The sequence below is a fragment of the Pseudomonas sp. 25 R 14 genome, from assembly GCF_900004755.1.
Classification (GTDB): domain Bacteria; phylum Pseudomonadota; class Gammaproteobacteria; order Pseudomonadales; family Pseudomonadaceae; genus Aquipseudomonas; species Aquipseudomonas brenneri.
In genome coordinates this window covers 145063-170775 of the sequence record NZ_CVTS01000062.1, presented here as the reverse complement: position 1 = coordinate 170775, position 25713 = coordinate 145063, and the positions used below count along the sequence as shown (strand labels likewise).

Annotated in this window: 25 protein-coding genes and 1 pseudogene; 12 read left to right on the top strand and 14 right to left on the bottom strand. The window is 60.6% G+C overall.

Features of this window, described 5'->3' with window-relative positions; all coding sequences use genetic code 11:
- Window positions 1-180 precede the first annotated feature (180 nt).
- Genes BFQ03_RS22135 through zwf form a run of 3 tightly spaced genes read right to left on the bottom strand, consistent with a single transcriptional unit; the run spans window position 181 to window position 3030 of the window.
- Complete coding sequence (locus tag BFQ03_RS22135) at window positions 181-846, bottom strand: bifunctional 4-hydroxy-2-oxoglutarate aldolase/2-dehydro-3-deoxy-phosphogluconate aldolase (protein WP_065944024.1); 666 nt, start codon at window positions 844-846, stop codon at window positions 181-183.
- 17 nt (window positions 847-863) lie between these two features.
- Entirely contained in the window at window positions 864-1577 is a 714-nt protein-coding gene (pgl, locus tag BFQ03_RS22130; RefSeq protein WP_065944023.1) for a 6-phosphogluconolactonase, read from the bottom strand.
- Complete coding sequence (gene zwf, locus BFQ03_RS22125; protein ID WP_032862560.1) at window positions 1564-3030, bottom strand: glucose-6-phosphate dehydrogenase; 1467 nt, start codon at window positions 3028-3030, stop codon at window positions 1564-1566. Before zwf ends, pgl begins: the two co-directional genes overlap by 14 nt.
- Window positions 3031-3249: 219 nt before the next feature.
- Here zwf and BFQ03_RS22120 point away from each other — a divergent pair, with 219 nt between their 5' ends.
- A complete protein-coding gene (locus tag BFQ03_RS22120) occupies window positions 3250-4110 on the top strand; it encodes a MurR/RpiR family transcriptional regulator (RefSeq protein ID WP_169851198.1) in 861 nt (286 codons plus the stop codon).
- Between the two features lie 123 nt (window positions 4111-4233).
- Here BFQ03_RS22120 and BFQ03_RS22115 read toward each other — a convergent pair whose 3' ends face one another.
- Window positions 4234-5079 carry a D-hexose-6-phosphate mutarotase gene (locus tag BFQ03_RS22115; protein ID WP_065944022.1) on the bottom strand — a complete coding sequence of 282 codons (846 nt, stop codon included), beginning with the start codon at window positions 5077-5079 and terminating at the stop codon, window positions 4234-4236.
- Window positions 5080-5292: 213 nt separating this feature from the next.
- A complete protein-coding gene (locus BFQ03_RS22110; RefSeq protein ID WP_032862557.1) occupies window positions 5293-6639 on the bottom strand; it encodes a carbohydrate porin in 1347 nt (448 codons plus the stop codon).
- 76 nt (window positions 6640-6715) lie between these two features.
- Between BFQ03_RS22110 and BFQ03_RS30815 the strand changes: the two are divergent.
- Window positions 6716-6823 (top strand): annotated as a pseudogene (locus tag BFQ03_RS30815) (outer membrane lipoprotein carrier protein LolA); the annotation flags it as partial.
- Between the two features lie 8 nt (window positions 6824-6831).
- On the opposite strand, the gene BFQ03_RS22105 reads toward BFQ03_RS30815, so the two are convergent.
- The 8 genes from BFQ03_RS22105 to BFQ03_RS22070 all read right to left on the bottom strand — a co-directional run bounded on the left by BFQ03_RS22105 (window position 6832) and on the right by BFQ03_RS22070 (window position 15585).
- Entirely contained in the window at window positions 6832-7989 is a 1158-nt protein-coding gene (locus tag BFQ03_RS22105) for an ABC transporter ATP-binding protein (RefSeq protein ID WP_032862556.1), read from the bottom strand.
- A 2-nt stretch (window positions 7990-7991) separates the two neighbouring features.
- Entirely contained in the window at window positions 7992-8834 is an 843-nt protein-coding gene (locus BFQ03_RS22100; RefSeq protein ID WP_029296393.1) for a carbohydrate ABC transporter permease, read from the bottom strand.
- Window positions 8827-9735, bottom strand: coding sequence for a carbohydrate ABC transporter permease (locus BFQ03_RS22095; protein WP_029296391.1), 909 nt, complete (start codon window positions 9733-9735; stop codon window positions 8827-8829). Before BFQ03_RS22095 ends, BFQ03_RS22100 begins: the two co-directional genes overlap by 8 nt.
- A gap of 156 nt (window positions 9736-9891) precedes the next feature.
- The gene (locus BFQ03_RS22090; RefSeq protein ID WP_065944021.1) at window positions 9892-11178 is read right to left on the bottom strand and encodes an ABC transporter substrate-binding protein; all 1287 of its coding nucleotides are present in this window, start codon (window positions 11176-11178) and stop codon (window positions 9892-9894) included.
- Window positions 11179-11284: 106 nt separating this feature from the next.
- A complete protein-coding gene (locus BFQ03_RS22085; protein ID WP_065944020.1) occupies window positions 11285-12544 on the bottom strand; it encodes a D-mannose isomerase in 1260 nt (419 codons plus the stop codon).
- Window positions 12545-12685: 141 nt separating this feature from the next.
- Window positions 12686-13528 (bottom strand): ATPase, encoded by an 843-nt coding sequence (locus tag BFQ03_RS22080; RefSeq protein ID WP_065944019.1) that lies wholly within the window; start codon window positions 13526-13528, stop codon window positions 12686-12688.
- Window positions 13529-13640: 112 nt separating this feature from the next.
- Window positions 13641-14639 carry an NAD-dependent epimerase/dehydratase family protein gene (locus tag BFQ03_RS22075; protein ID WP_032862552.1) on the bottom strand — a complete coding sequence of 333 codons (999 nt, stop codon included), beginning with the start codon at window positions 14637-14639 and terminating at the stop codon, window positions 13641-13643.
- A gap of 52 nt (window positions 14640-14691) precedes the next feature.
- The gene (locus BFQ03_RS22070; protein ID WP_032862551.1) at window positions 14692-15585 is read right to left on the bottom strand and encodes a LysR family transcriptional regulator ArgP; all 894 of its coding nucleotides are present in this window, start codon (window positions 15583-15585) and stop codon (window positions 14692-14694) included.
- A gap of 102 nt (window positions 15586-15687) precedes the next feature.
- Between BFQ03_RS22070 and BFQ03_RS22065 the strand changes: the two genes are divergently transcribed.
- The 7 genes from BFQ03_RS22065 to BFQ03_RS22035 all read left to right on the top strand — a co-directional run bounded on the left by BFQ03_RS22065 (window position 15688) and on the right by BFQ03_RS22035 (window position 23286).
- A complete protein-coding gene (locus BFQ03_RS22065) occupies window positions 15688-16086 on the top strand; it encodes an ACT domain-containing protein (RefSeq protein WP_032862550.1) in 399 nt (132 codons plus the stop codon).
- 5 nt (window positions 16087-16091) lie between these two features.
- A complete protein-coding gene (locus BFQ03_RS22060) occupies window positions 16092-16691 on the top strand; it encodes a LysE/ArgO family amino acid transporter (RefSeq protein ID WP_032862549.1) in 600 nt (199 codons plus the stop codon).
- A 178-nt stretch (window positions 16692-16869) separates the two neighbouring features.
- Entirely contained in the window at window positions 16870-17466 is a 597-nt protein-coding gene (locus tag BFQ03_RS22055) for a superoxide dismutase (protein ID WP_032862548.1), read from the top strand.
- Between the two features lie 146 nt (window positions 17467-17612).
- Window positions 17613-17792: a hypothetical protein gene (locus BFQ03_RS22050; RefSeq protein ID WP_065944018.1), complete on the top strand. Its 180-nt coding sequence runs from the start codon at window positions 17613-17615 to the stop codon at window positions 17790-17792.
- A gap of 300 nt (window positions 17793-18092) precedes the next feature.
- Window positions 18093-20144 (top strand): putative bifunctional diguanylate cyclase/phosphodiesterase, encoded by a 2052-nt coding sequence (locus BFQ03_RS22045; protein ID WP_032862546.1) that lies wholly within the window; start codon window positions 18093-18095, stop codon window positions 20142-20144.
- A 162-nt stretch (window positions 20145-20306) separates the two neighbouring features.
- A complete protein-coding gene (locus BFQ03_RS22040) occupies window positions 20307-21650 on the top strand; it encodes an imelysin family protein (RefSeq protein WP_065944017.1) in 1344 nt (447 codons plus the stop codon).
- Between the two features lie 181 nt (window positions 21651-21831).
- Window positions 21832-23286, top strand: coding sequence for a TrkH family potassium uptake protein (locus tag BFQ03_RS22035; protein ID WP_032862544.1), 1455 nt, complete (start codon window positions 21832-21834; stop codon window positions 23284-23286).
- Here BFQ03_RS22035 and BFQ03_RS22030 read toward each other — a convergent pair.
- A complete protein-coding gene (locus BFQ03_RS22030; RefSeq protein ID WP_082445657.1) occupies window positions 23243-24304 on the bottom strand; it encodes an AraC family transcriptional regulator in 1062 nt (353 codons plus the stop codon). The genes BFQ03_RS22035 and BFQ03_RS22030 overlap by 44 nt on opposite strands.
- A gap of 172 nt (window positions 24305-24476) precedes the next feature.
- Here BFQ03_RS22030 and BFQ03_RS22025 point away from each other — a divergent pair, with 172 nt between their 5' ends.
- From BFQ03_RS22025 to BFQ03_RS31020, 3 genes are all read left to right on the top strand, one after another.
- Window positions 24477-24788, top strand: a complete 312-nt coding sequence (locus tag BFQ03_RS22025; protein WP_032862542.1) for an Mpo1-like protein — start codon at window positions 24477-24479, stop codon at window positions 24786-24788.
- Between the two features lie 29 nt (window positions 24789-24817).
- Window positions 24818-25408: an HD domain-containing protein gene (locus BFQ03_RS22020; protein WP_032862541.1), complete on the top strand. Its 591-nt coding sequence runs from the start codon at window positions 24818-24820 to the stop codon at window positions 25406-25408.
- Window positions 25409-25559: 151 nt separating this feature from the next.
- Window positions 25560-25688, top strand: a complete 129-nt coding sequence (locus BFQ03_RS31020) for a hypothetical protein (RefSeq protein ID WP_262975313.1) — start codon at window positions 25560-25562, stop codon at window positions 25686-25688.
- Window positions 25689-25713: the final 25 nt, after the last annotated feature.

Here is a 25713-nt window from a genome sequence, read left to right as displayed (position 1 = left end):
GAATGGGGTGTGTCATTCAACACATTCAGTGACTGTTACCGCGCATTCGCGAGCAAGCCCGCTCCCACAGTTCGATTGCCGTGATTTCAAGGTTTTCTACAGGCAAAAAAAAGCGGCGCACCGACCAAGTGCACCGCAAAAATGCCGTGAAGCACAGCAACAACGATTCGGTAAATCCAATCAGTCCAGCAGTGCCAGCGCCTGGGCGGTGACTTCCTGGATGCGGGCCCAGTCGCCGTTCTTGATCCACTCCGGATCAAGCATCCAGCTACCGCCCACGCACATCACGTTTTTCAACGCCATGTAGTGTTTGATGTTGGCCGGGCCAACGCCACCAGTCGGGCAGAATTTCACTTCGCCAAACGGGCCGCCCAGGGCCTTGATCGCCGCTACACCGCCGCTGACTTCCGCCGGGAACAGCTTGAAGCGGCGATAACCCAGGCCATAGCCTTCCATGATGCCGGAAGCATTGCTGATGCCGGGCAGCAGCGGGATCGGGCTGTCGACACTGGCTTGGAGCAGGTCGCGGGTAATGCCTGGGGTGACGATAAATTGCGAGCCCGCCGCTTCGGCAGCCGCCAGCATCGTGCGATCGAGCACCGTGCCCGCACCGGTGACCAACTCCGGGCGCTGCTCACGCAGGACCTGGATGGCCTTGAGACCGAACTGCGAACGCAGGGTCACTTCCAGCGCGGTCAGGCCACCTGCCGCGAGGGCATCGGCCAGGGGCAGAATGTCCTGTTCGCGGGCAATGGTGATCACCGGCAGGATCCGCGCCTTGGCACAGAGGCTGTCGATCAGGGCAACTTTATCCGCCATGGACACGGTCGGGTGAGGGCTTTTCATAGCGGCTGATCCTTGGCTCATGGGCACCAGTAAATCTCTAGAGTGGGTTGCAAAAACGCGCGAATCGGCATGCCGGCGACATCGTCACTGGCCAGCGCTTCGCTCAGGGTGTTGAGTTTCGAATCGCCGGAAATCGACAATACGGTGTAGTTGGCCGTGGCCAGCAGGGCGCGACTCATGGTCAGGCGCTGACGGGGCACGCTGGGCGCCAGCATCGGCCAGCAACGGCGGGTGCCATCCGGCTTCAGCGCTTCGGCCAGGTTCGGGCTGTTGGGGAACAGCGAGGCGGTATGCCCGTCATCGCCCATGCCCAGCACCAGCACATCGATCGCCGGCAGTTCAGCCAGCAGGCGATCGGCCTGTTCGGCAGCCGCGTCCAGGTTCGCGGCGGCACTGTAGAGGCTCAAAAACCGGGCCTTGGCCGCCGGGCCTTGCAGCAGATATTTCTTCAACAGGCCAGCGTTGCTGTCGGCATGCTCCACCGGCACCCAGCGCTCGTCGGCCAGGGTGATGGTGACCTTGGACCAGTCCAGGCCCTGTCGTGCCAGGTTCTGGAAAAACGCCACCGGGCTACGGCCACCGGACACCACCAGCGTCGCCTCGCCACGGGCACTGATGGCCGCGCGCAGTTGTTCGGCCACGTCATTGGCCAAACCTTCGGCCAGCAGTACCGGCGTGCGGTACTCATGGGGTGTTACGCCCTGCGGCAGTTTCAAATCAGATATCGCCATACCACGACCTCCCATCCCGCGTGATCAGTGCAATGGAGCTCATCGGCCCCCAGGAACCCGCCGCGTACGGCTTGGGTGCATCACCGGACTTCTTCCACCCGGCGATCAACTGGTCACACCATTTCCACGCGGCTTCGATTTCATCTTTACGGACAAACAGGTTCTGATTGCCGCGCATCACTTCCAACAGCAACCGCTCGTAGGCATCGGGAATCCGCGCGCTACGGTAGGTGTCGGAAAAATTCAGTTGCAGTGGCCCGCTGCGCAGTTGCATGCCTTTATCCAGGCCCTGCTCCTTGGTCATCACGCGCAAGGAAATGCCTTCGTCCGGCTGCAGGCGGATGATCAATTTGTTACTGATCTGCAGGCGCTGCTCGGGGGCGAAGATATAGTGGGACGGTTCCTTGAAGTGGATCACGATCTGCGACAGTTTTTGCGGCATACGCTTGCCGGTGCGCAGGTAGAACGGCACCCCGGCCCAACGCCAGTTGCGGATATCGGCACGCAAGGCAACAAACGTCTCGGTATCGCTCTGGGTATTGGAGTTCTCTTCTTCCAGGTAACCCGGCACCGGCTTGCCAGCGCTGTAGCCGGCGATGTACTGGCCGCGCACCACTTGGGTCGTCAGGCCTTCCGGGCTGATCGGCGCCAGGGCCTTGAGCACCTTGACCTTCTCGTCGCGGATGCTGTCGGCGGACAGGTCGGCCGGCGGGTCCATGGCGATCAGGCACAGCAGCTGCAGCAGGTGATTCTGGATCATGTCGCGCAGTTGCCCGGCCTTGTCGAAATAGCCCCAGCGCCCCTCGATACCGACCTGCTCGGCCACGGTGATTTCCACGTGGGAGATGTAGTTCTGGTTCCACTGGGTTTCAAACAGGCTGTTGGCAAAACGCAGGGCGATCAGGTTCTGGACGGTCTCTTTGCCCAGGTAGTGGTCGATGCGGTAGGTGCGGTTTTCCGGGAAAAACTGCGCGACGGCGTCGTTGACCTTGCGCGAGGACTCCAGGTCAGAGCCGATGGGTTTTTCCAGGACGACCCGGGTATTTTCCGCCAGACCGACCTTGGACAGGTTCTCGCAGATCGCGCCATACACCGCCGCCGGGGTGGCGAAGTAGGCAATCAGGCGTTGTTCGGTACCGGCCTTGTCTGCCAGGGCCACGTAGTCATCGGCCTTCATGAAGTCGACGTGTACATAGGACAGGCGCGCCAGGAAGCGCGCGGCCACGGCTTCGTCCAGCTCCTGGCCGACGTATTTGCGCAGTTCGTGCTCGATGTGGTCCAGGTGCTGCTGCTCGGAACCGGCCTCACGGGCCAGGCCCAGGATGCGCGTGTCGGCGTGCAGGAGCCCGGCGCCATCGAGTTGATAGAGGGCAGGAAATAACTTGCGCAGCGCCAGATCACCCAAGGCGCCAAACAGGGCAAAGGTGCAGGGTTCTACGGTTATCGAAGGCATGATGTTTGTTCTTTTATCAAGTTAAGCTACAAATACCTTTTTTCAAGGCATCACTCAAGGGAAAATGTAGTAATAACCACAACATTTTACCGAAATACGCATTGCGAGTGGTGGTGTTCAACTACCCTCAGTAGGATAGGCCACCGCCAAGGGTCGCTCTGCGACCCATTACAGGCCCTTATTTGCATCGTCGCCCGAAGGAAAGACTGAATGGACCGCGTGCGAAATCTTCTGGAACAGATCCGGAACCGCCTCGAAGAATTGAACAAGGCCGAGAAAAAAGTCGCCGAGGTCATCCTGCTCAATCCGCAGCAGGCGACCCGCTTCTCGATCGCTGCCCTCGCCCAAGCCGCCTCGGTCAGTGAACCGACGGTCAACCGCTTTTGCCGCTCGTTCGGTGTCAGTGGCTACCCTGAACTGAAATTGCAATTGGCGCAAAGCCTGGCCAGTGGCGCCGCCTATGTCAGCCGCGCCGTGGAAGCCGATGATAACCCCGAGGCCTACACCCAGAAGATCTTTGGCAGCGCCATCGCCTCCTTGGACAGCGCCTGCCAGGCCCTGGACCCAAACCTGATCAGCAAGGCCGTGGACCTGTTGATCCAGGCGCGGCAGATCCACTTTTTCGGCCTGGGCGCCTCGGCACCGGTGGCCATGGATGCCCTGCACAAGTTTTTCCGCTTCAACCTGTCGGTCACAGCCCATGCCGATGTGCTGATGCAGCGGATGATTGCCTCGGTGGCGCATACCGGCGAGCTGTTTGTGATCATTTCCTACACCGGCCGTACCCGCGAGCTGGTGGAAGTGGCGCGCATCGCCCGGGAAAACGGCGCCTCGGTGCTGGGCGTGACCGCAGAGAATTCGCCCCTGGCCAAGGCCAGTACGGTCAGCCTGAATATTCCGTTGCCGGAAGACACCGACATCTATATGCCGATGACCTCGCGGATCATTCAGTTGACGGTGCTGGATGTGCTGGCCACTGGCATGACCTTGCGCCGCGGCGTAGATTTCCAGCCGCATTTGCGCAAGATCAAGGAGAGCTTGAATGACAGCCGGTATCCGGTGGGGGATGAGTTCAACTAAAGCTGGAATCTCCTCCAGCAGGGCCGGCCCTATCGCGAGCAAGTCCGCCCCCACATTCGAATGTGTTCACAAATCAAAAATGTGGGAGCGGGTTTGCTCGCGAAGAGGGCATCAGCAGCACCACTAAACCCCAGCCCGGGCCTGCAAACTCAAATGCGCCCTCTCCCCCGGCGCCAGGCTGGCCCCGGCCATCGCCGACTCCACACACACAAACCCCGACGCCTCGTTAAAGCTCACCCCCAGCAGCGGCCGGCTGCCCGGATGCCAGACCACGGTGTTGGCACTGTCGCCGGTATCGATGCACAACTCGCGCTGCCACGCATGGTCCTTGATCTGCAGTTCGCCCTCATGCTGGAACACCCGCTGGCAGCCGCCATCGACGCGCAACTCACCTTCCTGCTGGCAGGCCTGACGGCTCAACTGGTCGTAACCCTGCGCCCCGTCTAGCCCAGACAGCGCTATCTCATCAACGTGACCAATACGCCAGTAAGCGTGCAAAGCGTGGCTCAATTGGCACGGCAGCTCATCCTGATGCTCGGTGCTCAGGCGCAGTTCCAGGCTTTCGCCCAGGTGCGCGTGCAGGTCGACCTGCCAGTCGCACAGTTGCAGTTGCCAGTGCAGGCGCACGCCGTCGTCATCGCTGCTGCTGTCGAGCAGTTTCCAGTCGATCAGGCGCGCCCAACCGTGGGACGGCCAGGCATTTTCGCTGGGATGACGGCCATACCACGGCCAGCACACCGGCACGCCACCACGAATCGCCCCGACTTGCGGCCACTTGGCCGCGCACCACAGCCAGGGTTTCTGGCCTGCGGGCTGGAAATGCAGCAACTGTGCGCCCTGGCGACTGAACACCGCCTGGCACAACGGGTGGTCGATCACCAACACGTCGCGCATCTGAAAGCGCTCCCAGGCAAACACCGGTTGCTCGCGCAGGGATTTGAAAAAGCGTTGCAGCGGTTGCTCATGCATGTGCCACAGTCCTGATAATCATGTCGCGCAAATGTGTACATACCTGTAGGAGCGAGCTGGCTCGCGAAGGTTTTCAACGATGACGCAGGCATCCAGAATGAACGTGGTGCCCTTGAATTTTTCGCGAGCAATCTCGCTCCTACAGCAAAAAAAAGCGGATAGCCATGGCTACCCGCAAATGCGCACAGAGAGAAGGAGCTTATCGCAACCGCGTTAGAACACCGACTGAATTTTCAGGCCGGCCACCAGCGCGTTATCGACTTTATCCACGCCGCCCGGTTGGACAACGTATTGCAGGTTGGGACGCACGGTCAGCCAGTTGGTGACGTGGAAGCCGTAGTTGATTTCGAAGTTGTACTCGGTTTCGCGCAGAGGCGAGAACCGCGCATTGTCGTAGTCACTCACACCGTTGGAAATGTTGCGCAGCTCGGCGTTTTTCTTCACATCTTCGTTGACGTGCAGACGTGCGGCGCCAATCCCTACGTCATCTTTTGGACGCGCGTCGAATGGGCCTTTGTACACCAGCATGATCGACTGGTAGTTATCGACGGTGTTGGTTTCTTTGTCGTGGAACGTGGCGTTGGCCGCGATATTCAGACCACGAGACGCGTCGCCGTTATGGGTGGTGAGTTGCTGTTGCGCAACGAACCAGTAGCCTTTCTTGCTGCTGCGGGTGCGGTAGTCAGCGCCAGTGGTGGCGGCATCGTTACCGTTGACGTCCTCACGCACATCAGGTGCATCCGCGGCGCTCTTGTAGTAACCCACACGGTATTCGCCCGGCAGGTTATTGACCTTCGGCGACCAGACCAACTCCACCGGGATCACGGTGCCTTTGGTGCCACTGCCGCTGAGTTTGAAGCCGTTGCCGTGCTCCAGCTGCGATGGGTTCTGGTTGTACGCACCGATCTGCGCATACAGCTCAGGGGTGATGTGGTACTTCACGCGGATAGCGGCCTGGCTGACCGGCCAGTTGTACCAGGTGTTGACGTAGTTACCGACCTGGGAGCCGCAGAACGACAGGTTCTGGAACTCGCACGGGAAGGTGTTGAAGTCTTCGCCTTCACCGAAGTAACCGAGCTTCACGTCCAGTTTTTTGTCGAACATCTGGTGCTGGATCCAGAACTGGGTCAGACGCACCATGTGGCCACGGCCATACACTTCTTGCGACGAACTCAAGGTGCCGGCACGCGGATCGCCAATACGGTCATTGGAGATGTTGCGGCCATTACGGCTGGTCATCTGGATCTTGGCCTGGGTGTTGTCCCAGCCCCAGAGTTTTTGCAGGTCCAGCGCGACCCCAAGTCCGAACTGGTCAGCGTAACGCCCGGTTTTGTCATCGTTGTAGCCGCCGCGCGCGTTGTAGCCTGCCTCCCCAACGTAGTCAGCCTTGATGTCGATACCTTGCTCGATCAGCTTGGTACGCTCACCGCCCCAATCGCCGGTCATCCACTTGGAGTCGGCACTGAAGGCATCGTCCGCCATCGCATTGGCAGACAAGACCAGGGCTGCTGCCGCTGACAGTTGGCAGATCAGCCGGGTGTTGTTGTGTTGCTTTTTCATCCCTACATCCTCGTCTTTATTGTTATTAACTGTTTTTATCTAACGCGGTTTACATCTATTTTTATCTGAAACATGCATCCCTGTAGGAGCGAGCTTGCTCGCGAAGATCGTTAACCCTGACGCGGGCATCTTGGATGAACGCGGCGCTCTCACGTTTTTCGCGAGCAAGCTCGCTCCTACAGTTATTGATCTTCAGCGGCCCTTGAATTGGGTGACGTTGTCGGCGTGTTGCAGCGGTTGCGAGGCGGCAGTGCCCAGGCGCTCGCCGGTCTTGGCGTCAAACAGCAGCACCTTGGCCGGATCGAACTGCAAGGTCAGGCTCTCGCCCACTTGCGGTGCCACATCCGGCGCCAGGCGGCAGCAGACCTTGGTGTCATTGAGCTGGACGAACACCAGGGTGTCCGGGCCGGTGGGCTCAGTGACCTGGACCTCGGCACGAATGCTCGGCAAACCATTGCCTTCACCGGCGGCCAAAACAATCTGTTCCGGGCGCAGGCCGAGGATCACGTCACGCTCTTCAAGACCCGCATCGCTCATGCCCAGCGGCAACTCGCAACGCGCCTGGCCGCTGTCGAGCAGGGCCAGCAGGCGGCCTTCCTTGCGCTGCAAACGCAGGGGAATGAAGTTCATCGGCGGCGAGCCAATGAAGCTGGCGACAAACAGGTTGGCCGGATCGTTGTAGATCTCTTTCGGCGTGCCGAATTGCTGGATGATGCCGTCCTTCATCACCGCCACTTTGTCGCCCAGGGTCATGGCTTCGATCTGGTCGTGGGTCACGTAGACCGTGGTGGTTTTCAGGCGCTGGTGCATCAGTTTCATTTCGGTGCGCATCTCGACGCGCAGCTTGGCATCGAGGTTGGACAGCGGTTCGTCGAACAAGTAGATCTTCGGCCGCCGCGCCAAGGCCCGGCCCATGGCCACCCGCTGCTGCTGGCCGCCCGAGAGCTGGCCTGGCTTGCGATTGAGCAGGTGCTCGATCTGCAGCAGCTTGGCCACCCGCGCCACTTCCTCATCGATGGCCGGCTGGCTCATCTTGCGGATTTTCAGGCCGAATTCGATGTTCTCGCGCACGCTCATGGTCGGGTACAGCGCGTAGGACTGGAACACCATGGCGATGTCCCGGTCCTTAGGGCTCATGCCGCTGACGTCCTGGTCACCGATCATGATCGCGCCGCCGCTGATGTTTTCCAGGCCGGCGATGCAGTTCATCAGGGTGGATTTACCGCAGCCCGAGGGCCCGACGAGGATCAGGAATTCGCCGTCCTTGATCGACAGTTCAATGTTCTTCAGAGTGTCCGGCAGGCCGGCACCATAGGTCTTGTTTACGTTGCGAAGTTCGAGCGTAGCCATGATTACCCCTTGACCGCGCCGGCCGTGAGACCGCGCACGAAATACTTGCCTGCGACCACATAGACCAGCAGGGTCGGCAGCCCGGCGATCATCGCCGCCGCCATATCAACGTTATATTCCTTGGCCCCGGTGCTGGTGTTGACCAGATTGTTCAGCGCCACCGTGATCGGCTGCGAATCACCACTGGAGAACACCACGCCAAACAGGAAGTCGTTCCAGATCTGGGTGAACTGCCAAATCAGGCAGACCATGATGATCGGGGTCGACATCGGCAGAATGATCCGACGGAAAATGGTGAAAAATCCTGCGCCATCCAGGCGTGCCGCCTTGACCAGCGCATCCGGAATGCTCACGTAGTAGTTACGGAAGAACAGCGTGGTGAACGCCAGGCCGTAGACCACATGCACAAACACCAGGCCGGTGGTGGTGCTGGCCAGGCCCATCTTGCCGAGGGTGAACGAGGCTGGCAGCAAGACGGTCTGGAACGGCAGGAAGCAGCCGAACAGCAACAGGCCGAAGAACAACTGCGAGCCACGGAAACGCCACATCGCCAGCACATAGCCGTTCAATGCACCGATGGTGGTGGAGATCAGTACTGCCGGGACGGTGATCAGGAACGAGTTCCAGAAGTAACCGTTCACCGTGGCCCAGGCCTTGACCCAGCCGATACCGGTAATCACCGTCGGCCAGCTCAGCAGGTTGCCGGTGCTGATGTCTTCCGGGGTCTTGAAACTGGTCAGCAGCATGACCACCAGCGGCACCAGGTACAGCACCACGGCCAGGATCAACACCGCATGGATCGCGACACGGCTGAAGCTGATGGAAGGTTTGGCGAGACTAGTCATGGCGCTTGGTCCTCAGCTCGGAGTACAGGTAAGGCACAATGATCGCGAGGATCGCACCGAGCATCAGGATCGCACTGGCCGATCCCATGCCCATCTGGCCACGACTGAAGGTGAAGGAGTACATGAACATCGCCGGCAGGTCGGACGAATAACCTGGGCCACCGGCCGTCATAGCAGCCACCAGGTCGAAGCTCTTGATCGCGATGTGCGCGAGGATCATCACCGCACTGAAGAACACCGGACGCAGGCTGGGTAGCACCACGCTCCAGTAGATGCGCGGCAGGCTCGCACCGTCGATCTGCGCGGCACGGATGATCGATTGGTCAACCCCACGCAAGCCGGCGAGGAACATTGCCATGATAAAGCCCGAGGCTTGCCATACCGCCGCAATCACCAGGCAATACACCACGCGGTCCGGGTCGATCAGCCAGTCCAGGCGAAAGCCTTCCCAGCCCCAGTCGCGCAGCAGTTTGTCCAGGCCCATGCCGGGGTTGAGCAGCCATTTCCAGGCGGTACCGGTGACGATCATCGAGAGCGCCATCGGGTACAGGTAAATAGTGCGAATGAAACCTTCGCGACGGATGCGCTGGTCGAGAAATACCGCCAGCAGCACGCCGATCACCAGGGTGATGCCGATAAACATGCCGCCAAACAGCGCCAGGTTTTTGCTCGCCACCCACCAGCGATCGTTGTCGAACAAACGCGCATATTGCGCCAGGCCTACCCATTTATAGGTCGGCAGGAACGTCGAGTTAGTGAACGACAGCACGAACGTCCACAGGATGTAGCCATAGAAGCCCACCAGAACGATGAACATGCTCGGCGCCAGCACCAGTTTAGGGAGCCAGCGCTGCAATGCATCGAACGGCGAGGCCTTGCTGAACACAGCAACAGAACTCATGGGAAAATCCAGGGCAAGGAATAAGGGACTAGTGGGGGCCGGCTTTAGGTGGGAGCTGGCTTGCCTGCGATGGCATCACCTGGGTGTCATTGATACACCGAGGCGCCTGCATCGCGGGCAAGCCCGCTCCCACACTCAAGCCCAGCCTTCCAAGGGTTACTTGGCAGACTTGACCGCTGCGCCAAGCTTCTTGGCAGTGTCGGCCGGGTCGGCTTTCGGGTCGTTGATGAAGTTGGTCACCACATCAAAGAACGCACCCTGTACCGCCAGAGTGGTCGCCATGTTGTGCGCCATGCTTGGCTGCAAGCCACCGGACTTGGCATCCGCCAGGAAGTCCTTGGCAGCGGTCTGGGCACAGGCGTCGAAACCGTACTTGCCCATATCTCTGAGCATGTCGTTGCGCACCGGGATCGAGCCTTTGTTGATGCTGAAGACCTTCTGGAAGTTCTCGCCCAGCACCACTTTGGCAATGTCCTGCTGACCGGCCGAGGTGCCGGCATCTTTCTGCTTGAACACCGCCAGGGAGTCGATGTTGTAGGTGAAGGCCTTTTCGGTGCCAGGGAAGGCTACGCACTCGTAATCCTTGCCGGCGACTTTGTTGGCCGCTGTCCACTCGCTCTTGGCCCAGTCACCCATGATCTGCATGCCGGCCTTGCCGTTGATGACCTTGGCGGCTTCCAGGTTCCAGTCCTGGCCCTTGCCGTCGGCATCCATATAGGTCGCGACTTTCTTCAGTTCAGTCAGCGACTTGACCATGTCCGGGCCGGTCAGGGCTGCGTTGTCGAGGTCGACCAGGGCTTTCTTGTAGCCATCGACACCCATGACCGACAGCACCACGGCTTCGAACACCGTGCTGTCCTGCCAAGGCTGGCCACCGTGGGCGAGCGGGATGAAGCCTGCGGCCTTGAGCTTGTCGCCGGCGGCGTAGAATTCTTCGAGGGTCGTAGGGTTTTTGGTGATGCCGGCTTTCTTGAAGACTTGCGGGTTGATCCACAGCCAGTTGACGCGGTGGATATTCACCGGCACGGCCACGTAATCGCCTTCGTATTTCACGGTATCGGAGACTTTTTTGTCGAGCAGGCCATCCCACTTCTCGGCCTTGGCCACGTCCTTGAGGACGTCGGTATCGAGCAGCCCGGTGGACGCCCATTCCTGGATGTCCGGGCCCTTGATCTGGGCAACGCCTGGCGGGTTGCCGGCGACCGCGCGGCTTTTCAGCACGGTCATGGCGGTGGCGCCGCCGCCACCTGCAACAGCCCCGTCTTTCCAGGTGAAGCCGTCTTTCTCAACTTGGGCCTTCAGGACATCCACCGCCGCCTTCTCACCGCCCGAGGTCCACCAATGCACAACTTCAACCGTCCCTTTCGAGTCGGCGGCAAAAGCACTGAGGGGAAACAACGAGGCAATGGAAATAGCAACGGCGAGGCGATTAATCGCGTTCATCTGAGTACCTTTTTCTTGTTGTTATGCATGCAAGTCTGGAGCTTGCGCTGCATAGGATTCTAAACAGGGTTTTTTGCCAGGCACGTAACAAAGGGACGGGCAAATGTCACCACTTGGTGACATAACGACCGGCCCCCAGCGCACTGGCCATGCTTGGCGATAACGGCAGCCCAGGCAGCAACACCGCCTGCCAGGCATGGTACAGGTCCGGCTTGCCGCCCCAGATCTTGCTGGCGGGCATGTTTTGCGGATCGAGTTCGTGATGCCAACTGCCATGGACACGGTCGATAAACCGGGTTTCACAGAACTCCCAGAACCGCCGGTACCAAACCTCGTAATGCCACTCGCCCGTGCGTTTGAGCAACGCCTGGGCAGCCGCGCTGGCTTCGGCGTGGGTCCAATGCAGGCGCTCGCGCACCACCGGGCGAGAGTGCCAGTCCAGGGTGTAGACCAGGCCCGGGGCACCGTCCACCGACCAGCCATGTTCGCAGGCGCTGGCGAACAGGCCTTTGGCAGCGTCCAGCAGCCAGCCGGGCGTGACCAGCCCCGCCTGCTGGCGCGCAGCTTCAAGGTGCAGCACCAGGCGCGCCCATTCGAACCCATGGCCGGGGGTGATGCCGTAGGGGCGAAAGCCATCGGCCGGGTTGTCTTCGTTGTAACGGTGCAGGGGCTGCCAGTAGCGGTCGAAATGTTCGATCACCATAAATTCATTGGCGCCAGCGTGCTGGTGGATCACTCGCTCAACGATGCGCAACGCCCGGCCCAGCCAGAGGTTATCGCCGGTCACGTCAGCCAGGGCAAGGAAGGTTTCGGTGGCGTGCATGTTGCTGTTGGCGCCGCGATAGGCTTCCTCGCCGCTCCAGTCCTGGGCGAAGGATTCGAGCATGGCGCCCTCCTCCTCGCACCAGAAATGCTGGTTGATGATGTGGATGGCATCCGCCAGCAAGGCTTGCGCTCCGGGAGCATCGGCCACCACCGCAGAACTGGCGGCCAGGGCGACAAAGGCGTGCAGGTAGGCGGCCTTGCCCGTATTGCCATCTGCTGCACCGGAAACGGCAAACCAGCCGCCATGCACGGCATCACGCAACGGGCCGCCGAGGCTGGCAACCCCGTGTTCCACAAGCTCGGCATACCCCGGCAGCCCCTGGGCGTGGGCCATGGCGAAGCTGTGGGTCATTCGGGCGGTGTTCATGGTTTCGGCACGGGCATCGATGGGCAGGCGGCCCTGGTCGTCAAGGTTGCCGAAGCCGTCAGGCAGCCGGGAAGCCTTGGCAAACGCCAGTAGGCGCTGGCCTTCGGCGGCAAGCCAGGCGTGATGGGCTGGTGCGTTCAGCCAACTGCTGGCAGGCAGTGGTTGGATGGTCATGGGTCGCCCTTTTTGTTTTTGTGGGATGACCGCAGTCTAAACAAGGGCCGAGAAGGGACATGTAACGAAAGGGATGGGAAATGTCACCGAACAGTGACATTTGTAGGCGCCGGCAAGCCGGCACCTACAATAATGAGGGGGTTATTGGCCCAGGGGCGTGAACTTGACCGGTGCGCTCATTTCCCGTTGCAGGTTCTGCATCTGGGTCTGCAAGGTGGTGATGTTGCGGGTGGTCTGGATGCGGAACACGTCAAACTCTTTATTCGACGGCCCTTCGGTGGCCGCACGATTGTCCAGTTCGCTCTTGATCACCAACAGGTCCTGTTCCAGGCGGGCAATGGCCGTGGCCGGATTACCCTGCTTCTTCAAGGCCGCCACATCCGTGGTCAGGTCCTTGACTTCGGCATTCAACTTGCCAGCTTCAACCTGTGCAGCCTTGAGGGCCGTCAGTTCGCTCGCCAGGGTTTGCACCTGGGCCTGCAACTGGGTATTGGCGGTGGTCAGTTCCGTGGTGCTGGCACTCATCTGCGCCAGGCGCTGGTCCAGGTCAGTGGCCTGGCCCGCCACGCCCAACTGCTGCTTGCCCTGTTCCAGCAATTGGCTTTCCAACTGCTTGATTTGCAGCTTCAGCGCTTCACTGCCGGTATTGACGCTGGCTTCGCTGGCCACCACCTTGCCGGAAATATCCTGCAAACGGCCAGCGGCCTCTTCGCTGATGCGTGCAAAGCTCTCCTGGGTCGCCACCAGTTGCTGCCCCATCAGGGAAATCTGCTGGAAGCTCCACCACGCCAGGCCTGCAAAGGCGAACAACAACGCGCCGACCAGGGCCCACAACGGCCCGGTACTGGCGCTCTTGACCTTGACCACTGGGGCCGGGCGCGAACGCATGGACGTGGCAGCAGTTGGCACAAAATCATCGTCGTCGCCAACGTCGGCACGCAGGCTCGGCACATTGTCGAAGTCGTCTTTAGTATCGTTACGCATGAATCAACCTTGAAATAACCCCACAAAAAAAACAAGCGGCGCGAGTATAAACCCCTGACTCGTCACCTTGGTCGAGCCGCAACCGAAAAATCGGTTCCCGGTGTTGCCGGTTCTACCTGGACCCCGGTTCCTGGACTTTCCACCAGTGACAAAACTCATCGAGGGCAGTCCACAGGCTGACCTTGGGCTGATAGTCGAGGTAGTGCCGCGCACGGCTGATATCGAGGCTGAAATCCTTGTTCATCACCTGCATCCCCAGGCGTGACAGGGAGGGCTCCGGGCGCCCCGGCCACATCGCGCAAAAGGCTTCATTGAGCGCCGCGACGCTGTAGGACAAACCGTAGGAGCGGTAACGGGTGACCTGGGGCATTTCCATCTGACGCATCACATAGTTGACCACGTCCCACACCGGCACCGGCGCACCATTACTGATGTTGTAGGCTTTGCCCAGCGCCGAACCCGTGGCCAGCAGGCTGCTGAGCAGGGCCTCGTTGAGGTTGTGCACGCTGGTGAAGTCGACCTTGTTCAGGCCGTCGCCGACGATGGCCAGGCGGTTCTTGCGCTGCATTTTCAACAGGCGCGGGAAGATGCTCATATCACCGGCACCGGTGACAAAGCGCGGGCGCAGGGCCAGCACTTCAAGACCGAATTCCTGGGCGCCAAAGACTTTTTGCTCGGCCAGGTACTTGGTGGCCGCATAGGGGTGTTTGAAGCGCTTGGGCACTTGCTCTTCAGTCAGCCCCAGGTGATCGCGGCCATCAAAATAGATCGATGGCGACGACAGGTGCACCAGGCGCCCGACCCGTTGTTTCAGGCAGGCTTCGACCACGTTTTCAGTGACCTGCACATTGCCCTGATAGAAATCCTGATAACGCCCCCACACTCCCACGGCGCCGGCACAATGGACCACAGCCTCGACATCGCGGCACAGGTCGCGTACCAGATCCGCATCATTCAAATCACCCTGGATAAACTCGGCGCCGCGCCGTACCAGGTGCTCGACACCTTCGGCCCGTCGCCCGTTGACCCGCACGTCCAGGCCCTGCTCCAAGGCAAAACGCGCAAAACGTCCGCCAATGAAGCCGCTTGCGCCGGTGACCAGAATTTTCATGTGTTACTCCGTGCTCTTTCATTTTTCATCGCCGTTGCGTTGACGCCGACAGTCACTCCAACGGCACCAACAATTGACCAGTCGCCCGTGCCAGATGCTCGGTCAACAAGCCAAGCAATTGCCCACCACTGCGCCAATGATGCCAGTACAACGGCACATCGATGGGTTTATCTGGCAGTAGCTCCACCAGCACGCCTCGCTGCAACTGGTCACGCACCTGCAACTCCGGCACCAGCCCCCAGCCCAGGCCGGCCTCGGTCAGGCGGATAAAGCCTTCGGAGGACGGGCATAAATGGTGCTCGAAACCGCCGTCCACGCCCAGCGATGCCAGGTAGCGATGTTGCAAAAAATCATCCGGGCCAAACACCAGCGCCGGGGTGCGTGCCAATTGCTCCGCTCGCACTCCGCCGGGAAAGTGCCGGGCGATAAACGCCGGGCTGGCCAGCGCCCGATAGCGCATGGCTCCCAACAGCAGGCTGCGGGCACCGGCCACCGGGCGCTCGCTGGCGCAGACGCAGGCCGCCACTTCGCCGGCGCGCATGCGTTTAAGGCCGACGGTCTGGTCCTCCACCACCAGGTCCAGCAACACATGCTGCTCGGCGCAAAAGTCGCCCACCGCCTGGGCCCACCAGGTCGCCAGGCTGTCGGCGTTGAGGGCTATGCGCAGGCGCTCGGGCATACCCTCTTCATCCAGCGCCGGCACCTGGCTTTGCAGGTCGCGCTCCAGCAGGCGCACCTGCTGCACATGGTTGAGCAGGCGCCGGCCGATTTCCGTGGGCGTTGGCGGGCTCGCCCGCACCAGTACCGGCTGGCCGATGCGCGCTTCAAGCAATTTGATGCGCTGGGAGATCGCCGATTGCGACACCCCGAGTACCTGGGCGCCGCGCTCGAAACCGGCCTGTTCCACCACCGCCGCCAGGGCAGAAAGCAATTTATAGTCGAACATCAGTTTTCCTAATGAGCGATGAGCAATATTTGTTTTTCTTATACAGCGCCAGACCGGAGAATGACCAGCATCCCGTGTCTATCTTCTTTCAAGGATCTCCCAATGGCTGGCGAAACCGCCCTGGCAACCCTGCTGCGCAGCATGAGCCCACAACTCAACGCGGGCGACTATGTGTTCTGCACCCTGGCCGACAACCGCCTGCCCGACTGCGAGGTGATCGGCAGCTTTCGCGAACAGGAAGGGTTGACGGTGATTGTCGAGCGCCAACAGGCCGAGCAGGCCGGCCTCGCCTTCGAGTACGTGGCGGCGTGGATTACCTTGAATGTGCATTCGGCCCTGGAAGCCGTCGGCTTGACCGCCGCCTTCGCCAGCGCCCTGGGGCGTGCCGGGATCAGTTGCAATGTGATCGCCGGCTTTTACCACGATCACCTGTTTGTCGGCCGCGACGATGCCGAGCGGGCGATGGCTGTGTTGCAACAACTGGCAGCGAACGCGGAGTAAACCCTATGTGGCAAAGCTATGTGAACGGCCTGCTGGTCGCCTTGGGGCTGATCATGGCCATCGGTACACAAAACGCGTTTGTATTGGCGCAGAGCCTGCGTCGCGAGCATCACCTGCCGGTGGCAGCCTTGTGCGTGGTATGTGATGCACTGCTGGTGGCCGCCGGGGTGTTTGGCCTGGCGACGGTCCTGGCGCATAACCCGTTGTTGCTGGCCGTTGCACGCTGGGGCGGTGCGGCGTTCCTGCTGTGGTACGGCGCCCTGGCCCTGCGCCGCGCCTGTTCTAAACAAAGCCTGGGCCAAGGCGAAGGCCACAAGGTGCGCTCATTACGCGCGGTGATGCTCAGTGCCCTGGCCGTGACCTTGCTCAACCCGCACGTGTACCTGGACACCGTTTTGCTGATCGGCTCCCTCGGCGCCCAGCAAACCGAACCGGGCGCCTATGTGGCAGGCGCCGCCAGCGCTTCGTTCCTGTGGTTTTCCGCCCTGGCCCTCGGCGCCGCATGGCTGGCCCCGTGGTTGGCGCGCCCGGCAACCTGGCGCCTGCTGGACCTGCTGGTGGCGGTGATGATGTTCAGCGTGGCCTATCAATTGATCAGCACCTGAGGATTATTCCAAAACGCTCTGGAACCTCTATTCCACACAGTTGTTGCGTGGTTTTGCCGCACCCCCGGTGCTATGATCCAGACCCTGCGCCGCAAAGAGTACAAACTCCCCGGCGCTTGTTTGGCCGCCCGTGATCGGCCTTGCGCTCACCGCAACTGACCTGATTAGGAGAATTATCATGGCTTTCGAATTGCCGCCGCTGCCGTACGCACACGATGCCCTGCAGCCGCACATCTCCAAGGAAACCCTGGAGTTCCACCACGACAAGCACCACAACACCTATGTCGTGAACCTGAACAACCTGGTGCCTGGCACCGAGTTCGAAGGCAAAACCCTGGAAGAGATCGTCAAGTCCTCTTCGGGTGGCATCTTCAACAACGCCGCCCAGGTCTGGAACCACACCTTCTACTGGAACTGCCTGGCGCCAAACGCCGGCGGCCAACCCACTGGCGCACTGGCCGAGGCGATCAACACCGCGTTCGGTTCGTTCGACAAGTTCAAGGAAGAGTTCACCAAGACATCCGTCGGCACCTTCGGTTCCGGTTGGGGCTGGCTGGTGAAAAAGGCTGACGGCTCCCTGGCCCTGGCCAGCACCATCGGCGCCGGCAACCCGCTGACCAGCGGCGACACCCCGCTGCTGACCTGCGACGTCTGGGAACACGCCTACTACATTGACTACCGCAACGTGCGTCCAAAGTATGTGGAAGCGTTCTGGAACCTGGTCAACTGGAAGTTCGTTGCCGAGCAGTTCGAAGGCAAGACCTTCACTGCGTAAGTGACACTGACAGTACAAAAAGCCCGGCGATTGCCGGGCTTTTTTGTAGGCGCTAAAGACGGAAAAGTGGAACTCAATGACGGGAAGTTGCCACCTATGCAGTGAGAGGAATATCCCTCTCATACCATTCTGGAGAACTTACAATCATGGGCGGAATAGGCGAAGCAGTAGGCGGTATGATCGGTGGAGCAATGAAAGGGATCATGGATGCGATGGGTGGCGGGTCCAAGAGCCAGGGCCAAGGCCAGGGTGAAGATCAACCGGACCTGTCTGCAATGCTGGCGCAGGCTGGAGACAATAACCCCGCGAAAATCGGCGGTGAATAAGTAACGCCACGCGCCTCCCCACGCTCCTTCCCAGAGGCCTGGAACACGCGCCCTACGGTGCAACAAGCCAAGCGGCGTAAGAGGAGGCGGATGTAACACGCCTCCTGTTCTACCAAAGGTTCAGCGCAATAACCGCCGTAACCCCTTCCATGCGGCGCCCACCTCTATGTAGCGCCTGTCAAAAGCTCTCCTGCCAAAGTCCAAAGCACCTTGCGCTTCAATGTTCCTTTGACTGCCACCACGGGATTGCCAATACTCATGGCATATTGAGGCTACCCGCAAGGAACAAGGAATGACCCTTTGAAGCTGGAACTCAAAAACAGCTTGTCAGTGAAGTTGCTCCGGGTGGTGCTGTTGTCGGCACTGATAGTGGGCGTTGCACTGAGCGTGGCGCAGATCGTCTTTGATGCCTACAAGACGCGCCAGGCTGTGGCAGGCGATGCCCAGCGCATCCTCGACATGTTTCGCGATCCCTCGACCCAGGCCGTCTACAGCCTGGACCGTGAGATGGGCATGCAGGTGATAGAAGGCCTGTTCCAGGATGATGCGGTGCGCATGGCCTCCATTGGCCATCCCAACGAGCCCATGCTCGCCGAAAAGAGCCGGGACCTGCAGCACTCCCCCAGCCGCTGGCTGACGGACGTGATTCTTGGCCAGGAACGCACCTTCAGCATCCCACTGGTGGGGCGCGGGCCTTACAGTGAGTATTACGGTGACCTGAGCATCACCCTCGACACCGCCACCTATGGCCAGGGTTTTATCGTCAATTCGGTGATCATCTTCATCTCCGGGGTGCTACGCGCCCTGGCCATGGGGCTGGTGCTGTACCTGGTCTATCACTGGCTGCTGACCAAGCCACTGTCGCGGATCATCGGCCACCTGAGCTCGATCAACCCCGACCGGCCCAGCGAGCACAAGATCCCGCAGCTCAAGGGCCACGAAAAGAATGAACTGGGGCTGTGGATCAACACCGCCAACCAGTTGCTGGCGTCGATCGAGCGCAATACCCACCTGCGTCACGAGGCGGAAAACAGCCTGCAACGCATGGCCCAGTACGACTTTCTCACCGGCCTGCCCAACCGCCAGAAACTGCAAGAACAGTTGGACAAGATCCTGATCGACGCCGGGCGCCGGCAACGCCGGGTCGCCGTGTTATGCGTGGGGCTGGATGACTTCAAGAGCGTCAACGAGCAGTACACCTACCAGGCCGGCGACCAATTGCTGCTAGCCCTGGCCGACCGCCTGCGGGCCCACAGTGGTCGGCTCGGCGCCCTCGCCCGCCTGGGTGGCGACCAGTTTGCCCTGGTGCAGGCCGATATCGAGCAACCCTACGAAGCCGCCGAACTGGCACAAAGCATCCTCGATGACCTGGAAGCCGAATTCGCCCTCGATCACGAACAGATCCGCCTGCGCGCCACCATCGGTATCACCTTGTTCCCCGAGGACGGTGACAGCACCGAAAAGCTGCTGCAAAAGGCCGAGCAGACCATGACCCTGGCCAAGAGCCGCTCGCGCAATCGCTACCAGTTCTATATCGCCAGTGTCGACAGCGAGATGCGTCGCCGCCGCGAACTGGAGAAAGACTTGCGCGAGGCCTTGGGCCGCGACCAGTTTCACTTGGTGTACCAACCGCAGATCAGCTATGTCGATCATCGCGTGGTCGGCGTCGAGGCGCTGATTCGCTGGCAGCACCCGGAACACGGCCTGGTGCCACCCGACCTGTTTATCCCACTGGCGGAACAGAACGGCACTATCATTGCCATTGGCGAATGGGTGCTGGACCAGGCCTGCCGGCAACTGCGCGAATGGCATGACCTGGGGTTCACCGAGCTGCGCATGGCGGTCAACCTGTCCACGGTGCAACTGCACCACGCCGAGCTGCCACGGGTGGTCAATAATCTGCTGCAGATCTATCGCCTGCCCCCGCGCAGCCTGGAGCTGGAAGTCACCGAAACCGGCCTGATGGACGACATCAGCACCGCCGCCCAACACTTGCTGAGCCTGCGCCGCTCCGGTGCGCTGATTGCCATCGACGACTTCGGCACCGGCTATTCCTCCCTCAGTTACCTGAAAAGCCTGCCCCTGGACAAAATCAAGATCGACAAGAGCTTCGTCCAGGACCTGCTGGATGACGACGACGATGCCACCATCGTGCGGGCGATCATCCAACTGGGCAAAAGCCTGGGCATGCAGGTCATCGCCGAAGGCGTGGAAACTCCCGAGCAGGAAGCCTACGTCATCAACGAAGGCTGCCACGAAGGCCAGGGCTATCACTACAGCAAGCCCCTGCCGGCCCGGGAATTGGTGGCCTACCTCAAGCAAGCCGAGCGCAATAACGCCGCTATCCTGTAAAGCCATGATGGCCACCCGAGGCACCGCCTTGGGTGGCTGGCAGTGGAATGTTAATTTTTTACTGCGTTAACTCTTTACAGAAAATGCAAATCTTTCGCATTATGTCGCAGTTTTGCGCGCCGCACTGCGCCCCCGATCAACTCCCGAAGCAGGATGTTCGCCATGATTCGTATGCCCCTGGCCACCGCCAGTCTGCTGGCCATCGCCATTTCTCTCGCCGGTTGCGGCGAGGGTAAAGACAAGGCCGCCGCTCCTCAGGCGCCTACGCCTGCTGCCAGCACTACCGCTCCAGCGGCTGCCGCTACCGCCGGCCAGGTTGACGAGGCTGCCGCCAAGGCGGTCGTCGCGCACTACGCAGACATCGTGTTCGCGGTGTACAGCGACTCCGAATCCACTGCAAAAACCCTGCAGACCGCGATCGACACCTTCCTCGCCAACCCCAACGACGAGACCCTGAAGGCCGCCCGCACCGCCTGGATCGCCGCGCGCGTTCCGTACCTGCAGAGCGAAGTGTTCCGTTTCGGCAACACCATCATTGATGATTGGGAAGGTCAGGTGAACGCCTGGCCGCTGGACGAAGGCTTGATCGACTATGTCGACAAATCCTACGAACACGCCCTCGGCAACCCGGGCGCCACCGCCAACATCATTGCCAACACCGAGATCCAGGTCGGCGAAGACAAGATCGACGTCAAGGAAATCACCCCGGAGAAACTCGCCAGCCTCAATGAACTGGGCGGCTCCGAAGCCAACGTCGCCACCGGCTACCACGCCATCGAATTCCTACTGTGGGGCCAGGACCTGAACGGCACCGGCCCTGGCGCCGGCAACCGTCCTGCGTCGGACTACCTGCAAGGCGACGGCGCCACCGGCGGTCATAACGAGCGTCGCCGCACTTACCTGCGCGCCGTGACCCAACTGCTGGTCAGCGACCTCGAAGAAATGGTCGGCAACTGGAAGCCCAACGTCGAAGACAACTACCGCGCCACCCTGGAAGCAGAACCTGGCACCGACGGCCTGCGCAAGATGCTGTTCGGCATGGGCAGCCTGTCCCTGGGTGAACTGGCGGGCGAGCGCATGAAGGTGTCCCTGGAGGCCAATTCGCCGGAAGACGAGCACGACTGCTTCAGCGACAACACCCACAACTCGCAGTTCTACGATGCCAAGGGCATCCGTAACGTTTACCTGGGCGAATACACCCGCACCGATGGCACCAAGCTGACCGGCGCCAGCCTGTCGTCGCTGGTGGCTAAGGTTGACCCGGCCGCCGATGAAGCCCTCAAGGCTGACCTGGCGGCTACCGAAGCGAAGATCCAGGTCATGGTTGACCACGCCAACAAGGGTGAGCACTACGACCAGTTGATCGCCGCCGGCAATACCGCAGGCAACCAGATCGTGCGCGACGCCATCGCCGCCCTGGTCAAGCAGACCGGCTCCATCGAACAGGCTGCCGGCAAGCTGGGGATCGGCGACCTGAACCCGGACAACGCTGATCACGAGTTCTGATCCGCGCTGTTTGAATGAGGCGACCTTCGGGTCGCCTTTTTTATGCCTGGCTATTACCACAAGCCTGCTCCCACATTAAGCCCAGTCCTACATGGGATCGGCGCAGGCTTTGCAGCCCCCGGTTTACAAGCCCTGCACCGTAGGTAGAATGGCGCCTCCAACTGTCACCCGAGCGCAATTCATGGCAATGCCGACCCTGCGGATCATTGGTTTCATCATCGGCATCTTCCTGATTACCCTCGCGGTCGCCATGGTCGTGCCCATGGCCACCCTGGTGTTTTTCGAGCGCACCAGCGACCTGCCGTCCTTTCTCTGGGCCAGCATGATCACCTTTATCGCAGGCCTGGCCCTGGTGATTCCCGGGCGCCCGGAGCAGGTCCAACTACGCCCCCGGGACATGTACCTGCTGACCGTCAGCAGTTGGGTGGTGGTATGTATCTTTGCCGCGCTGCCGTTTTTGCTGACCCAGCACATCAGCTATACCGACTCGTTCTTTGAAAGCATGTCTGGCATCACCGCCACTGGCGCCACCGTGCTCAGTGGCCTGGACACCATGTCGCCGGGGATCCTGATGTGGCGCTCGATGCTGCACTGGCTCGGCGGCATCGGTTTTATCGGCATGGCGGTAGCGATCCTGCCGCTGCTGCGCATCGGTGGCATGCGCCTGTTCCAGACCGAATCCTCGGACCGCTCCGAAAAAGTCATGCCCCGCTCGCATATGGTGGCGCGGCTGATCGTGGCGGCCTATGTCGGTATCACCATCCTCGGCAGCCTGGGGTTCTGGTGGGCCGGCATGGGCCTGTTCGACGCGATCAACCACGCGATGTCGGCCATTTCCACGGGCGGCTTCTCCACCTCCGATGAGTCCCTGGCCCACTGGAAACAACCGGCGGTGCACTGGGTGGCGGTGGTGGTGATGATCCTGGGCAGCCTGCCGTTTGCCTTGTATGTCGCCACGTTGCGCGGCAACCGCAAGGCACTGATCAGGGACCAACAGGTGCAGGGCCTGCTCGCAATGCTACTGGTGACCTGGATCGTGCTCGGCACCTGGTACTGGTGGACCACCGACCTGCATTGGCTGGACGCCTTGCGCCATGTGGCGCTGAACGTCACGTCCGTGGTCACCACCACCGGCTTCGCCCTCGGCGACTACAGCCTGTGGGGCAATTTCTCACTGATGCTGTTCTTCTACCTGGGTTTTGTCGGCGGTTGCTCGGGCTCCACTGCGGGCGGGATCAAGATCTTCCGCTTCCAGGTCGCCTATATCCTGCTCAAGGCCAACTTGAATCAGTTAATTCACCCACGGGCGGTGATCAAGCAGAAATACAACGGCCATCGCCTGGACGAAGAGATCGTGCGGTCGATCCTGACGTTCTCGTTCTTCTTTGCCATTACCATCTGCATGATCGCCCTGGCCCTGTCCCTGCTGGGCGTGGACTGGATGACCGCCTTGACCGGCGCCGCCAGTACCGTATCCGGCGTGGGCCCGGGGCTGGGCGAGACCATCGGCCCGGCCGGTAACTTCGCCACCCTGCCGGATGCCGCCAAGTGGATCCTGTCCCTGGGCATGCTGCTGGGTCGGTTGGAGATCATCACGGTGTTTGTGCTGTGTATTCCGGCGTTCTGGCGGCACTGACACTCGCCGACGTCTCCAGCAACCGCGCCCGGTACTCGCCGGGCGTGGCATCGAACCAGCGACGAAAGGCGCGGAAGAAGTTGCTCGGGTCGGCAAACCCCAGCAAATAGGCAATTTCCAGCAGGGTCATGCTCGGCTGCGCCAAATACTGTTCAGCCAGTTCGCGACGGGTGTCGTCGAGCAAGGCCTGGAAGCTGGTGCCCTCCTCCTGCAAGCGTCGCTGCAGCGTGCGCTGGGACAGGTGCAACGTCTGCGCCACCACCTCACGCTTGGGTTCGCCCTGGGGCAACAGCCGGCACAATACCTGGCGGGCCTTGTGGGTCACCCGGCTCTCGGAAAACCGCGCCAGGTATTCCCCGGCAAACCGATCATGTAGCAGCGCCATCGCCTCATTGGCCGTGGGCAACGGCGCTTCCATATCCGCTCGCTCGAAAATCAGCGCGTCATACGGCGCGTTGAACACCAATGGCGCATGAAAGGCCTGCTTATAGGGTTCCAGATCCACTGGCTGATCGCCCTGCACCAACACCTTGCGCGGCTGCAACGTGCGCCCGGTCAGCCAGCCACATAACGCCAGGGCACATGCCAGCGAAGCCTCGGCGCTTTGCCGGGTGGGTGGCAGGTGATCGCCGTGTACCGTGAGGATCAACGCATAGCCTTCGGGCAACAGGCGAAAGCTCAAGTCAGCGCTTTCGGCAATGATCCGCTGGTAGCGCACCAGCCGGGCGAACCCTTCGGCCAGGGTGCTGCTGGACATCAAGGCATAACCCGCCACATGAAACGATGCCGGGCGCACCACCTTGCCCATATTCAGGCCGATGGCCGGATTGCCCGACACCTCCACCGCCCGTTGCCAGAGCCGGGTCATGGAGTCCTGGGGGAAACGCGCATCGGGGTCATCCAGGGCGCTGTAATCCAGGCCCAGCTGTTTGAACAGGCTGCGGCAATCCAGGCCTTCGAGCTCCAGCGCCTTGACTATCCCCATCGCCCAACTTGCAGAAGTCGTTCGTTCGTTCATGGCGTTTTCTTGCACGCGTTCTATGAAGGGACGGCTAAAACGGCAGCCAGGAACCCAAGGATACTAAAGTGGCGTCTATTGTCACTGGCCCTTGCCAGTGATGACTCTAGACTCAAATAAGCTCCCCGCCGAACATCCGTCGGGTACAACAAAAACCAGAGGGCCGGCTACCGTGGAAAATATCAGACAATTCAATAGCTTCGCCGAGTTCTACCCGTATTACCTGAGCGAGCACGGCAACAGTACCTGCCGGCGCCTGCATTTTATCGGCACCAGCCTGGTGATTTTTATTCTCGCTTTCGCCATCGGCAAGGGCGCCTGGTGGCTGCTGTGGGTACTGCCGGTGGCCGGCTACAGCTTTGCCTGGGTCGGGCACTTCTTCTTTGAGAAGAACCGTCCGGCAACTTTCCAGCATCCGTTCTACAGCCTGCTGGGGGATTTCGTCATGTACCGCGACATGATTCTGGGCAAGGTACCGTTCTAACTCCCCCAAAAACAATAAGAGACGCGCCGATGAACCAGCAGGCCCGCTTCACTCATATGCAGGACGGCACCCAGGAAGACTGGGCAATCATCGCCGCCGATTTCAGTGCCTACGCCCGACAACTGCCCGGGCGCATCCTGGCGCACCTGCGGCTTTTGGAGGGCGACTTCGGCGGTTTCCCGGTGGACCGCCTGACCCATTCCCTGCAAACCGCCAGCCGCGCCTGGCACGATGGCCGCGACGAAGAATATGTGGTCTGCGCACTGCTCCATGACATTGGTGACACCCTGGGCTCCTACAATCACCCGGACATTGCCGCCGCGATCCTCAAACCGTTCGTCAGCCCACAGAACCTGTGGATGGTGGAAAAGCACGGGATTTTCCAGGGGTACTATTTCTTTCATCACCTGGGCATGGATCGCCATCTGCGCGAACAATTTGGCGAACACCCGCAGTATGAGCAAACCATCGAGTTCTGCGCCCTGTATGACGCAGCTGCCTTCGACCCGGCCTACGACACCCTGCCCCTGAGCTTTTTCGAACCGATGCTGGCCCGGGTCTTTGCCCAGCCCAGGAACTCGATCTACAAGGCCGCCATGGCGCGCCAGGCCAGCGTGTGACCTCTTGTCACTTGTGTGTTGCAGAGGAAGGTTGGTGGATTTGGCGAGATAAAAGTCTTTTTGTCATTTGCAGTGCTGTATCCTGCCCAGGCTTTGTAAAAAGCGTGGCACATCTGCAATCCCACAACAGACCTTGCGAGGAGCGACGACGATGCACGAGATTCCCAATCTCCCCTTCCCAAGCCTGCACGAGACCGAGCAGCCAACCCCACAACAGGCCGGCAGCGATAAACAAGCGCCAGCACAAGCAGCACCGGTCGACAGCGATAGCGAAGACTGACCGCAGCACCCAGACCGTGTGGAAA